This window comes from Streptomyces sp. NRRL B-1140, assembly GCF_001280065.1.
In the GTDB taxonomy this organism is placed as follows: Bacteria; Actinomycetota; Actinomycetes; order Streptomycetales; family Streptomycetaceae; genus Streptomyces.
The window spans coordinates 37839-49869 of sequence record NZ_LGEA01000090.1 but is presented as its reverse complement, the minus strand read 5'-3'; the positions used below and the strand labels follow the sequence as shown (position 1 = coordinate 49869).

Sequence of the window (12031 nt, the reverse complement as noted above, 5' to 3'; positions counted from 1 at the left end):
AAGACGTGCCCCGCTTCAGCATCATCGTCCCCGTCTACAAGGTGCAGGGCTTCCTGCGCGAGTGTCTCGACTCGGTGCTCGGCCAGTCCTGCGGCGACTTCGAGGTGATCGCCGTGGACGACCGCTCGCCCGACGGCAGCGGCGCGATCCTCGACGAGTACGCCGCCCGCGACGACCGGGTGCGGGTGCTGCACCTGCCGGAGAACGTGGGTCTCGGCCGGGCCCGCAACGCGGGCCTCGCGCAGGCGGCCGGCGACTACGTGCTGTTCCTGGACAGCGACGACGCCTACACGCCGGGCCTGCTGGCCGCCGTCGCCGCCCGGCTGGCGGCGACGGGCGAGCCGGACATCCTGGTCTTCGACCATGTGCGCACCCACTGGTGGGGCCGGGGCGGGCGCAGCGAGGCGGCGGACCTGCTGGCCGCGGCGGGCCTGGAGACGTTCTGCATCCGGCAGAGCCCGCAGTATCTGAACCTGTTCCTGGTCGCCTGGAACAAGGCATACCGGCGCTCCTTCTTCCAGGAACACGGGCTTCGGTACGCGGCGGGGCTGTACGAGGACGCGCCGGTCACCTACCGGTCGATGGTGCTGGCCGGGCGGATCGCCTGCCTGGACCGGATCGGCGTGGAGTACCGGCAGCGCCGGCAGGGCGCGATCACCAAAACGCCCGGGCGCCGGCACTTCGAGATCTTCCCGCAGTACGAGGGCCTGTTCGCGTTCCTGGAGCAGCGTCCCGACCTGGACTGGGCGCGGCCGCTGCTGCTCGAACGGGCCCTGGACCACATGCTGTTCGTGCTGGCCCGCGAGGACCGGGTACGGCCCGCCGACCGGGGCGACTTCTACCGGGAGATCCGCTCCTTCCACCGCCGTCACCTCCCCGAGGGCGGTTTCCCGCTGCCGGACGGCCGGCGTGGGGTGGAGATGCGGCTGCTGGCCTCGGCGCCCTACGCGTCGTACGCGGCGGTCCGCGGACTGCGGGACGTGCGCGCGGCCGCCCTGGGCGGGCGGCGGCGGGTGGCGAGGAAGGCGTCGGAGACGGCCAGGCGCGGCTGGTACGCGGCCCAGTCGAAGCGCCCCCTCGATCCGCACCTGGCCGTCTACTCGGCGACCCACCACCGGGGCGTGAGCGGTGATCCGGCGGCGATCCACGCGAAGGCGCGCGAGCTCGCCCCGCACATCCGGGGCGTGTGGGTGGTCCGGGAGGATGCCGTGGACGCGCTGCCGCCCGGCATCGAGCACGTGACGCCCGGCTCGCGTCGCTATCACGAGGTCATGGCGCGGGCCACGTACTGGGTGAACAACGTCAACTGGCCCGGCACCCTGGCCAAGCGGCCCGGCAGCGTGCACATCCACACCCATCAGGGCACCCCGCTGAAGTACATGGGTGCCGACCTGCTGACCAAGCCGGGCGCCCGGCACGGCTTCGACGTGCCGCAGATGCTGCGCCGGGCGGACCGCTGGGACTTCAGCCTGGTCGCGGGGCGGTACGCGGAACAGGCCTGGGAACGGGCGTACCCGTGCCGCTTCACCTCGCTGCGGACCGGCAGCCCGCGCAACGACGTGCTGGTCGGCGCGGGGCCCGAGCGGGGCCGCGAGGTGCGCGAGCGGCTCGGCGTCCCGGCCGGTGACACGGTCGTGCTGTACGCCCCCACCCGCCGCGACTACCGGCGGGGCGGCCACGTCGACCGGTTCGACCTCGCCCGCTTCGCCGAGGACCTGGGCCCCGGGCACACGCTGGTCGTCCGGCTGCACCCGTCGCTGGCGGCGGGTGTCGCGCGGGGCCTCGGCCTGTCCGACCTGCACCGGCGGGGGGTGCTGGTGGACGCGACCGACGAGCCGCACGTCGAGGAGGTGATGCTCGCCTCTGACGTACTGGTGACCGACTACTCCGCCCTGATGTTCGACTACGTCCTGCTGGACCGGCCGATCGTCGTCCACGCCGACGACTGGGGCGCGTTCGCGGCGAGCCGGGGCGCCTACTTCGACATCACGGCCGACGCGCCGGGCCATGTGTCGCGCTCGTACCGCGAGCTGGCAGGGCTGTTCGCGTCCGGCACCTGGCAGGACGCCGAGGCGGCACGGCTGCGCACCGGGTTCCGGGAGCGGTACTGCGAGTTCGAGGACGGGCGGGCCGCCGAGCGGGTCGTCCGGCTGCTGATGCTGGGCGAGCGGGGCGGGGCGCTGCTGCCCGCGGCCCGCCGGACCGAGGGTGTCCGCACCCGGCCCGAGGCGCTGATCGAGAGATGAGAACTCCCGCGACCCCCGAGGCCGTCCCCTCCCTGCCCGGCCAGCGGGCCTCCTCGTCCCGGCCGCCCGCCGTCGCCGAGCGGCTGCGGGCGGTGCGGTGGTGGCACGCCGCCCTGGTCGCCGTGCCCACCGCGGCCCTGTTCGTGCTGGGTTACCGGCGCCGCTGGATCTGCGACGACGGGCTCATCTACCTGCGTCCGGTCCGGCAGATCCTGGCGGGCAACGGGCCGGTGTTCAACGTCGGGGAGCGGGCGGAGAGTTCGACGGGCACCCTCTGGCAGTGGCTGCTCGCGCTCGCCGCCTGGGTCTCCGGCGAGGACCCGGCGTTCCTCGCGGTCGGACTGGGGTTGCTGCTGAGCACCGCCGGGTTCGCGTTCGCCCTGGTAGCGACGTGCCGACTGCACCTGGGCGGCGGGCTGCTGCTGCCGGCGGGTGTGTTCGTGCTGCCGGCCGTGCCGCCGTTCTGGTCGTACATGACGTCGGGTCTGGAGAGCGGCCTCGGCACCTTCTGGACCGGCCTGTCGTGGTGGCTGCTGACACGCAGCCGGGGTGGCCAGCAGACCCGGGTGACGTGCGCGGCCGCCTTCGTGTTCGGTCTGGGTCCGCTGGTCCGGCCCGATCTCGCGGTGGTCACGGCGTGCTTCCTGGCCGCCCAGTGGTGGGTGCTGCGCCCCTCCCGGCGGCGCACGGCGGCGGTGCTGGCGTCGGCGGGGGCGGTGCCGATGGCGTACGAGGTGTTCCGGGCGGGGTACTACGGGATCCTGGTGCCGCTGCCCGCCATCGCCAAGGAGGCGAGTGCCAGCGACTGGAGCCGGGGCGCCGGGTATGTGCAGGAGACGCTCGGGCCGTACTGGCTGTGGCCGGTGGTCCCGGTGCTCGGGGCGCTGGCCGTCCTGCTGGTGCGGCGCACCCGCCGGGAGCGGCGGGGCCGTGTCCCGGGGCGGGCCTCGCTCGCGGTGCTGCTGGCGCCGCTCGCCGCGGGCCTGCTGCTGGCCGGGTACGTCGTGCGGGTCGGCGGCGACTACATGCACGCCCGCATGATCCTCCCCGCCCTTCTGCTGCTGCTCCTGCCGGTTCTGGTCGTGCCCGCGCGCAGGGTCACCGGGGCCGCGAGCGTGCTGCTGGCGGTGTGGCTGTGCGTGACGGTCAGCCCGCTGCGGGCGCCGTTCGACGTGCGCAGCACGCCCGGGTCGTTCAACGTGCGCAGTTCCGACGTGGAGAGCCTCGGCGATCACAACCCGGTGCGTAGCGCCACCTGGGTGACCAACTGGCCCGCCCTGCCGGAGGGGCGCGCCATGCTGGCCCGGGCGGAGCGTGCTCCCGGGCCGACGCTGCTCTACTTCGACGCCGGGCGGCGGCTGCACGCCACGCCGATGCGCACGGACGCGCCGTACCGGGTGGTGATCGTGGGCCGTCACCTCGGAGTGACGGGAGCGGCGGCGCCACTGGACGCCTATGTCAACGACGCCTGGGGGCTGGCCAGTCCGATCGGCGCGCATCTGGCGCTGGAGCGGTGGAGCTGGCCCGGGCACGAGAAGTTCCTGCGCAACCACTGGATCTTCGCCGAGTGGGCGGCCGAGCGCCCCCCGCGGCGCGACCTGCTGCGGGCCGGGACTGCACGGGAGACGGTCGTGGCGGCCCGGGCCGCGCTGGGCTGCGGCGAACTCGCCGAGCTGCGGGAGTCGGTGCGGGCGCCGCTCACCGCCGAGCGGTTCTGGCAGAACCTCACCGGCTCGGTCGAGCGGACGCGGTTCCGCTTCGCGCGCTGGCCGGCGGCGGCCCAGCGGGCGCTGTGCGACTGAGCGTCGGCAGGTGGGGAGCGGCTGTCAGCCGGACGACCGGCAGGTGGGGTAGCCGCCTCACTCGATGAAGTGATCCGGGGTCAGGGCATGCGTAGGGCGGGAACATTCGGCGCATGCCCCAGACCCCCTCCGCCCTCCGGTGAGCGCCCCGGCCCTGGTCCGGCGGGCCGTGCGCGGCGCGACGGCGCTGCGCGGCGGCCGCGCCGGACGGCTCACCCCCTACCGGTTCTACGGCGTCCTGTTCTGGCTGGTGATGACGCTGGCGTACTGGCGGATCCCGCTGTGCTGCGATGCCGGGCAGCACGCGGCGGTCGTCGAGCGCCTCAGGGCGGACCTGCTGCACCCGGCCCACAGCATGGCCGACCTGCCGGGCGCGGGCAGCCCGTACTACGGCCCGTACGCCGTCGCCCAAGGCGTGCTCGCGCGGCTGACGGGGCTGTCCGGCTGGGAGGTCGTGAAACTCGCCGGGCCGGTGCACCTGCTGGTGCTGCTGACGGGGATCGGCCGCTTCGTCAGGACCCTCACCCCCCGCCCGTGGGCGCCGGTGTGGGCGCTGCTGTTCATGACGCTGCTGTGGGGTACCGCGCGGGTCCTGTGGAGCGGTTACCTCGGGCTGATGTCGATGACGACGAACCTGGGCTACCCGTCCACCATCGCCATCGGCCTGACGTTCTGGGCGTGGGCCTGGACGGGCACCCGCGCGCGGGGGGACACCCCCGCCGTGCGGTTCGTCGGTCCGAGCGGGCTCGGCGGCTGGTGGGGGTACGCCGGGATCGGCGCCCTGTACGGGCTGATCCTGCTCACCCACCCCGTCACGGCGGCCTCGGCGCTCACCGGGGCGGCGGCGATCGTGGCGGCCCGGCAGCGCGGCCGGCGCCGCGGGGTCGTGGCTCGCTGGCTCCTCACCGGGGCGGTCTGCGCGGCGGTCGCGGTGGCGTGGCCGTACTACGACGTGCTGACCCTGGTCGGCGACACCGGCATGGACGCGATGCACCGGCAGCTGTACGAGAGGATGCTCGCCAATTCCTGGCTCGCGCTGCTCGGCCTGCCCGCGCTGTGGGTCCGGGCCCGCAGGTCGGCGCGCGATCCGCTGGTGTGGATGTTCCTGCTGGAGTGCCTGCTGGTGGCGTACGGCTGGGCGAGCGGGCACTACACGTACGCCCGGGCCCTGTGGGCCGTGCTGGTGCCGCTGCAGTTCGCCCTGGCGGTGGAGTTGGCGGCGCCCCGGCCCTGGCGTCGTGCGAGACGGGTGCTGGGTTGGGCGGCGGCGGCCGGGGTGTGCGCCGGGTTCGTCACCGTGCACGCCGGGGCGGTGGTGCCGCGCTCGGCCGACCCGGTGGGGTTCGAGCAGCCGACGCGCTGGCCGTCGTACGACTGGGCGGCCCGGCACATCGGGCACGGCGAGGTGGTCATCACCGACGGGTACTTCGCCAGTCACGCCATCGCCGGGTACGGGCCGAACCTCGCCGCGCCCATCTGGCCCGACCCCGCTCTCGACGAGCGGGAGCGGCAGCGCCGGGCGGCCGATGTGCGCGCCTATCTCGCCCCCGGTTCGACCCGCGCCGAGCGTTCCGCCGTCGTCCGCCGCTACCACGTGCGCTGGTTGCTGCTGACGCGCTGGCACCCGGTGCCCGAGGAGGCGGTGGTGGTGGCGTGGAGCAGACGGACGGGAGAGGTGCTGGCGCGGGTCGGAGGGCGAGGTCCGGTGTCCTTCGGACCTACTCGATGACGAGGTCGACCTCGATGTTGCCCCGGGTGGCGTTGGAGTACGGGCAGACCTGGTGGGCCTGCTCGACCAGCTTGCGGCCGGTCGCCTCGTCCACGCTGTCGGGCAGCTCCACGCGGAGGACGACGGCGAGCCCGAAGCCCTCGCCCTGCTTGCCTATGGAGACCTCGGCGGTCACGGCGGCGTCGCTGACGTCGACCTTGGCAGCGCGGCCGACGAGGCCGAGGGCGCTGCCGAAGCAGGCGGCGTAACCGGCGGCGAAGAGCTGCTCGGGGTTGGTGCCCTGGCCGTTGCCGCCCAGCGCCTGGGGCATGCCCAGGGCGAGGTCCAGCACGCCGTCGGAGCTGACGGCCCGGCCCTCACGGCCGTGGGTGGCGGTGGCGACAGCGGTGTAGAGCGCGTCCATGGAAAACCTTCCCTCTCACGTCAACGTTTCGGCGGCCCGCTCCCGGGCCGCCTGACACCCAGAATTAGAGCACACAATTTAGTTGTGCGCAATTGAATGACGGGCGCGAGCTATCCTGGAGGCATGAACACGCCGGACGACGACTGGCTCCGCCTGGACCAGCAGATCTGCTTCTCCCTGCACGCGGCCTCCCGCGCCTTCAACGGGGTCTACCGCGGAATCCTCAAGGACCTCGGCCTCACCTACCCGCAGTACCTGGTGATGCTGGTGCTGTGGGAGCACGACGAGCTGCCCGTGAAGAAGCTCGGCGAGCACCTGCGTCTGGACTCCGGCACGCTGTCACCGCTGCTGAAGCGACTGGAGGCGGCCGGACTGGTGCGCCGGGAGCGCAGCGCCCGCGACGAGCGGTCGGTGGAGGTACGGCTGACCGAGGAGGGCGTCGCGCTGCGCGGCCGGGCACTGCAGGTCCCGCGCCGGATCGCGTCCTCGACCGGCTTCGGGCCGGAGGAGGTCCGCGCCCTGCGCGCCCGCCTCGACGAACTCACCACCGCCCTCGACGCCGCCGCGGCGCTCGCGGAGCACCAGAGCGGGGCACCGGCCGGGCCGTCGTAGCCGCGCCGCGCGGGTCGCCTGCCGGCACATCGGGCGGGGTGCCGGCCTGCCCACCGGGCGGGGTGCCGCCCGGCTGCCGCCGGACGTGGAGGCGGAGGACCACCCCGTCCCGGGTGTGTTCCTCCCGGACGGTGAACTCCTTCCCCAGGACGGTGAGCTTGGTCCGCTCGACCGGATCGGCCGGGGGCCGGCGTGGGTTCAGCACGTGCGCCTCGGCGACGACCCAGACGCGGTCCACCGAGGCGAGCCGCCGGCGCAGTTCCCCGGGGGTCGCTTCCCTGCCCCACAAGGTCCCGGAGCGGGGCGCGGACTCCCGCAGCGCGATGTCCCGCACCCGCCGGAACCCCTTGGGGTAGGCCAGCGCTGCGAGCCTTCCGACCGACGGCACGAACAGCACCGGGTCACCAGGGCGCATCCGGCGGACGGCGAGCTCGGAGACCACGGCGAGGTTGTCCGGGCGGTGCGCGGCGGAGCGGTCCTGACGGTGCACGGGGAGCTGAGTCAGGAAGGTGCCGACGAGGGCGAGCACGCCGGTGACGCCCACGAGGGCCCGCACCCGTGGCGCGCCGAACCGCCCCCGCAGCCCGACACCACTCACCGGCCACCCACCGACCGGCACCCTCGTCAGCACCCGCTCCAGCGCCCGGCCCACTCGCCCGGCCCCCGCCGCGGCCAGCAGGGACGCGCCCGCCAGCGCATAGAGCACGTACCGGTCGTGGTAGAGCGGCCGGACCTGCGACACGGCCATCAGGATCCCCGGCGGCACGAGCAGCAGCGGTACCGCGACCGCGGCCGTGCGCCGCTCCCGGAGTCCCAGGACCATCAGCAGCGACGCACCCCAGAACACCGGCCCCGCCGGGCCGGGGGCGAAGTTGCGGGCGAGCCTGTCGACCCGGTCCCACCCGGGCGGCACGAGCCACGACACCTGACCGGCCTGCCCCTGCGACACCCACACCAGCGGCAGGAGAAGCAGCGCCGCCGCCCCCGCCGCGCGCCCCCAGCCGGACCACAGCCTCCTCGGCACCCGCAGCAGCGCCAGCGTCAGCGCGTGCGCGCCCAGCACCGGCACCGCCAGCTCGTGCAGCGCACAGGTCAGGGCGACGACCGTCCCGTACCCCCACCACGCCCGGGCCCCCGCCCCCTCCACGGCCCTCAGGAGCAGCAGCGTCGCCCCTGCCACTCCCCCCGCGACCAGCGCGTACGACCGTCCCTCCTGGGCGTAGTGGCCGGCCATCGGGGTGATCGCGTAGAGGGCACCGGCCGCCAGGCCGACCCGGGGCCCGGCCAGCCGGACGCCCAGGGCCGCGACCAGGCCGGCGGTCGCCGTCGCCGCGCACACCGACGGCAGGCGCAGCACGACCTCGTCCGGGTGGAGGGCGAGGACGGCGTGCATGAACAGGTAGTACAGGCCGTGTACCGCGTCCACGTCGTGCAGCAGCCGCCAGATCTGCGGAACGGTGCGCTGCGCGACCTGGAAGGTGACGCTCTCGTCTCCCCACATGCCCCCGCGGTCCAGTCCCCACAGCCCGGTCGCGAGCATCACCGCCATGGGCACCGCCACGGGCAGCGCCCCCGTGGCGAAGCTGCAGCTCCCCCTCCACCGTCCGCTCTTCACGGCCCGATTCTGTGCCGAATCTGAGGGTTCGCGGAGGTTTGGTGGTGTGTTACCACTTTCATGTCATTCACCCGGCTTACGATCCACAGTGATGAATGCCGAGGGCGAGACCGAGCGGGCCACCCGGACGCCGCGTTCCCGGGTGGCCGTCGTGGTGATCGGTCATGACGACGCCGCCCATGTGACCGACGCCGTGCGCTCGGCGCTCGCCCAGGGGCTGGCCGTGCGCGAGGTGGTGGCGGTCGACGACTGCTCCCAGGACGGCAGCGCCGGCCTGCTGGAACGGCTCGCCGCCTCGGAACCCCGGCTCAAGGTGATCCGCCGCCGGGTCAACAGCGGCGGCTGCGGCACCCCGCGCAACACCGGGCTCGGCGCGGTGACCTCGCCGTACGTGATGTTCCTGGACAGCGACGACATCCTGCCGCCCGGCGCGGTCGAGGCGCTGCTGCGGGCGGCCGAGGGCGCGCACGCGGAGGTCGCGGGCGGCCTGTGCGTACGCCGGGAGCTGCCCTCGGGGCGCGAAGTCCCCTGGCAGGGGCGCCTCTACGCGCTGCACGCCGTGGTACCGCACCCCGCGCGGCGACCTCGCCTGGTCCACGACACGCTCTGCGTCAACAAGCTCTACCGCACCGACTTCCTGCGCACGCACGGCATCCGCTTCCCCGAAGGCCGCTTCCCGTACGAGGACGTCGTCTTCAGCGCGCGGGTGCTGGCCGCGGTCCCGCGCATCGCCCTGGTCCCGGACCGGGTCTACGTCTGGCACGTGCGCCGGTCCGCCGGGCGGCTGTCGATCTCCCTGGACCGCGCCGGTGTGGAGAACTGGCGGGCCCGCACCCAGGCGTGCCGACAGGCGTACGAGGTGCTGCTGGGCGCCGGGCAGAAGGAACTCGCGCGGGCCGTACGCGCCAAGTTCCTCGACCACGACCTGCGGATGTACGTGCGCGAACTGGGGTTGCGCGACGCCGCGTACCAGCGCGCCTGGTGGGAGCTCACGCGGGCGCACCTCGCGGAGTACGACGCCGACGACTGGGCCCGCAACCCGGCCGCTCCCGGCCGGCTGATCGGGCGGGTCGTCCTGGCCTCCCCGGAGCCGTGCGACCTGCTCCGGCTGCGGGAGCTCGCGGCCCGTCCGGCCCGCCTGTGCCCGCCGTACGCCCGCGCCGCGGACGGCACGCCCGTCTGGTCGCACGGCCTCCCGCAGGTCTCCCTGGAACCCCTTCAGGCCCGGCCGGTGCGGGCGCTGCCCTTCGCCGTCGACGGCGAGCTGCGGCCTGGCGCGCGGGGCACCCGGCTGCGGCTGCGCCTGCACGAGCTGTACGGGCGGGCGGCGCAGGCGGGGCCGGAGGCGCTGGAGGTGGAGTGGCGGCACCGGGACGACGGTGACGTGGTGGTCCGGGGTGCGAGGGTGGCGCTCGCGGCGTGTGCGGGGGCGCGGCCCGGGGCCGCGGGGACCGCCGGACCCGAGGGGCGCGAGGCCACCTGGTCGGGGGAGACGGCCGTCGACCTCGGCGCACTGGCCGCGCTCGGCGCGGGCACCTGGGACCTGCGCCTTCGCGTCCGCTTCCGTGACGGCGCGAGCCGGGACGTCACGGCGCACGCTCTGCGGGGCGCCGGTCTGCTGCGCCGCCGCGCCGTCCCGAACGCCCGGCTGGGCGTGGTACTCGTTCAGCCGTACTCCACCCACTCCGGTGCGCTGGCGCTGCGGGTGGCGCCCGGCGTACGCGGTGTGCTGTCGGTCGTACGCGCCCGGCTGCGCCGCCTGCTTCACTGAAGGCACGACGACGGCGACGACAGCGACAGCGACGGATCAGCGCGCAGCACCACCACCACGGGCCAACTGACGAGGGGACGGCCGCACATGACCTGGTTGATCACCGGCGGCGCCGGTTACATCGGCGCGCACGTCGTACGGGCGATGACCGCGGCGGGCGAACGGGTCGTGGTGTACGACGACCTGTCCACCGGCATCGCCGCGCGCGTGCCCGAGGGGGTGCCGCTGGTGGTGGGCTCGACCCTGGACGCCGAGCGGCTCGCCCGCACCCTCGCGGACCACTCGGTCACCGGCGTCGTCCACCTCGCGGCGAAGAAGCAGGTGGGCGAGTCCGTCGAACGGCCGCTGCACTACTACCGGGAGAACGTCGAGGGCCTGCGGGTGCTGCTCGACGCCGTGACGGCGGCGGACGTGCGCTCCCTCGTCTTCTCCTCCTCGGCGGCGGTGTACGGCATGCCGGACGTGGACCTGGTCACCGAGGAGACGCCGTGCGAGCCCCTGTCGCCGTACGGCGAGACCAAGCTGGCCGGTGAGTGGCTGGTCCGTGCGACGGGCCGGGCGACCGGACTGTCGACGGCGTCCCTGCGCTACTTCAACGTGGCGGGCGCGGCGGACCCGGAACTGGCGGACACCGGCGTCTACAACCTCGTGCCGATGGTCTTCGAAAGACTCACGGAGGCCGCGCCGCCGAGCGTCTTCGGCGACGACTACCCGACCCCGGACGGCACCTGCGTGCGCGACTACATCCACGTCGTCGACCTGGCAGAGGCCCATGTCGCGGCGGCCCGGGTGCTGCGCTCCTCCCCCGGCCGCGACCTGACGCTCAACATCGGCCGGGGCGAGGGCGTCTCCGTCCGCGAGATGATCGACCGCATCAACGCGGTCACCGGCCACGACCGGCCGCCGGCCGTCCTCCCCCGCCGCCCGGGCGACCCGGCCCGCGTGGTCGCCTCCGCCGACCGCGCGGCCGCGGAGCTGGGCTGGAAGGCCCGGTTGGACGTGCAGGACATGATCACGTCGGCGTGGGAGGGGTGGGTGCGGCTTCACCCGGAGGCACGGCGGGGCTGATCCGCCCGGCCTCTGAGTGAGCCCCGGGGCCCTTGCCGGGGTTCACTCGAACGGGGTCCCCCTGACGGGCCCGCCCTACAGCGCCTTCAGACCCTCCGACGTGGCCCGGGCCAGGGCGCCCAGGTACCCCTTCGGGAGCTTCGGGCTGCGGATCACCACCGAGCGCCAGTAGAGGGGACCGGAGATCAGGTCGAGGGCGAGGTCGTGGTCGACGCCCTCGCGCAGCTCGCCGCGGCGTTCCGCCGCGGTCACGATGCCGGTGGCCACGCCGTCCTGGCCCTCCCGCAGGGCCTTCTGCATGGCCTCGGCGATCTCCGGGTTGCGGGCCGCCTCCGCCTGGAGGTCGGGGATGACCTGCGAGGCGACGGGGTGGCGCAGGGCGCGGGACGTCACCTCGTACAGCAGCCGCAGGTCGCCCTCCAGGGAGCCGGTGTCCGGCACGGGCAGGCCCTGCACGGCGAGCGCCGAGACGATGTCGAGAACCAGGTGCAGCTTGGAGCGCCAGCGGCGGTACACCGCCGTCTTCCCGACCCCCGCCCGGCGTGCGATCCCCTCGATGGACATCCGCGCGTAGCCGACGGCCGCGAGCTCCTCGAAGACGGCCGCCCGGATCGCTTCCGTCACGTCCTCCCGCAGTACGGCCGCCCCCGCGGGGGCCCGGCGACGCGGTGACTGCTGGGGCTCGTCGGGGTTCGTCGTCATGCCGACAGCATAGGGCGTCACGACGAAACGGTTGCGTTCCGACGTTCATCCGACGTACGCTCCCGTTACGACGATACGGTCCC

9 protein-coding genes are annotated in these 12031 nt (G+C 74.4%); 6 read left to right on the top strand and 3 right to left on the bottom strand.

The window, feature by feature from the left end; all coding sequences use genetic code 11:
- Positions 1-5 precede the first annotated feature (5 nt).
- From ADK65_RS11100 to ADK65_RS11090, 3 genes are all read left to right on the top strand, one after another.
- Positions 6-2246 (top strand): bifunctional glycosyltransferase/CDP-glycerol:glycerophosphate glycerophosphotransferase, encoded by a 2241-nt coding sequence (locus ADK65_RS11100; protein WP_053669809.1) that lies wholly within the window; start codon positions 6-8, stop codon positions 2244-2246.
- On the top strand, positions 2243-4048 hold the full coding sequence (locus ADK65_RS11095) for a hypothetical protein (protein WP_053669808.1): 1806 nt from the start codon (positions 2243-2245) through the stop codon (positions 4046-4048). Before ADK65_RS11100 ends, ADK65_RS11095 begins: the two co-directional genes overlap by 4 nt.
- A 139-nt stretch (positions 4049-4187) precedes the next feature.
- The gene (locus ADK65_RS11090) at positions 4188-5777 is read left to right on the top strand and encodes a hypothetical protein (protein WP_053669807.1); all 1590 of its coding nucleotides are present in this window, start codon (positions 4188-4190) and stop codon (positions 5775-5777) included.
- Here the strand turns inward: ADK65_RS11090 and ADK65_RS11085 are convergent.
- On the bottom strand, positions 5767-6180 hold the full coding sequence (locus tag ADK65_RS11085; RefSeq protein WP_053669806.1) for an organic hydroperoxide resistance protein: 414 nt from the start codon (positions 6178-6180) through the stop codon (positions 5767-5769). The two genes, ADK65_RS11090 and ADK65_RS11085, sit on opposite strands and share 11 nt — an antisense overlap.
- Before the next feature lie 123 nt (positions 6181-6303).
- On the opposite strand from ADK65_RS11085, the gene ADK65_RS11080 reads away from it, so the two are divergent.
- Positions 6304-6792, top strand: coding sequence for a MarR family winged helix-turn-helix transcriptional regulator (locus ADK65_RS11080; protein ID WP_053669805.1), 489 nt, complete (start codon positions 6304-6306; stop codon positions 6790-6792).
- On the opposite strand, the gene ADK65_RS11075 is transcribed toward ADK65_RS11080, so the two are convergent.
- Positions 6722-8341 (bottom strand): glycosyltransferase family 39 protein, encoded by a 1620-nt coding sequence (locus tag ADK65_RS11075; protein WP_053669949.1) that lies wholly within the window; start codon positions 8339-8341, stop codon positions 6722-6724. The genes ADK65_RS11080 and ADK65_RS11075 overlap by 71 nt on opposite strands.
- Before the next feature lie 157 nt (positions 8342-8498).
- Between ADK65_RS11075 and ADK65_RS11070 the strand changes: the two genes are divergently transcribed.
- Complete coding sequence (locus tag ADK65_RS11070) at positions 8499-10178, top strand: glycosyltransferase family 2 protein (RefSeq protein WP_053669804.1); 1680 nt, start codon at positions 8499-8501, stop codon at positions 10176-10178.
- Positions 10179-10265: 87 nt separating this feature from the next.
- A complete protein-coding gene (gene galE / locus ADK65_RS11065; protein ID WP_053669803.1) occupies positions 10266-11246 on the top strand; it encodes a UDP-glucose 4-epimerase GalE in 981 nt (326 codons plus the stop codon).
- Between the two features lie 75 nt (positions 11247-11321).
- Here the strand turns inward: galE and ADK65_RS11060 are convergent, their stop codons facing one another.
- On the bottom strand, positions 11322-11948 hold the full coding sequence (locus ADK65_RS11060; protein WP_053669802.1) for a TetR/AcrR family transcriptional regulator: 627 nt from the start codon (positions 11946-11948) through the stop codon (positions 11322-11324).
- Positions 11949-12031 lie beyond the last annotated feature (83 nt).

Excerpts from the sequence above, each read along its gene's own strand:
- ADK65_RS11085 (WP_053669806.1), bottom strand. The coding sequence starts at position 6,180 with ATGGACGCGCTCTACACCGCTGTCGCCACCGCCACCCACGGCCGTGAG.
- ADK65_RS11095 (WP_053669808.1), top strand. The coding sequence starts at position 2,243 with ATGAGAACTCCCGCGACCCCCGAGGCCGTCCCCTCCCTGCCCGGCCAG.
- galE (WP_053669803.1), top strand. The coding sequence starts at position 10,266 with ATGACCTGGTTGATCACCGGCGGCGCCGGTTACATCGGCGCGCACGTC.
- ADK65_RS11070 (WP_053669804.1), top strand. The coding sequence starts at position 8,499 with ATGAATGCCGAGGGCGAGACCGAGCGGGCCACCCGGACGCCGCGTTCC.
- ADK65_RS11080 (WP_053669805.1), top strand. The coding sequence starts at position 6,304 with ATGAACACGCCGGACGACGACTGGCTCCGCCTGGACCAGCAGATCTGC.
- ADK65_RS11060 (WP_053669802.1), bottom strand. The coding sequence starts at position 11,948 with ATGACGACGAACCCCGACGAGCCCCAGCAGTCACCGCGTCGCCGGGCC.
- ADK65_RS11075 (WP_053669949.1), bottom strand. The coding sequence starts at position 8,341 with ATGGCGGTGATGCTCGCGACCGGGCTGTGGGGACTGGACCGCGGGGGC.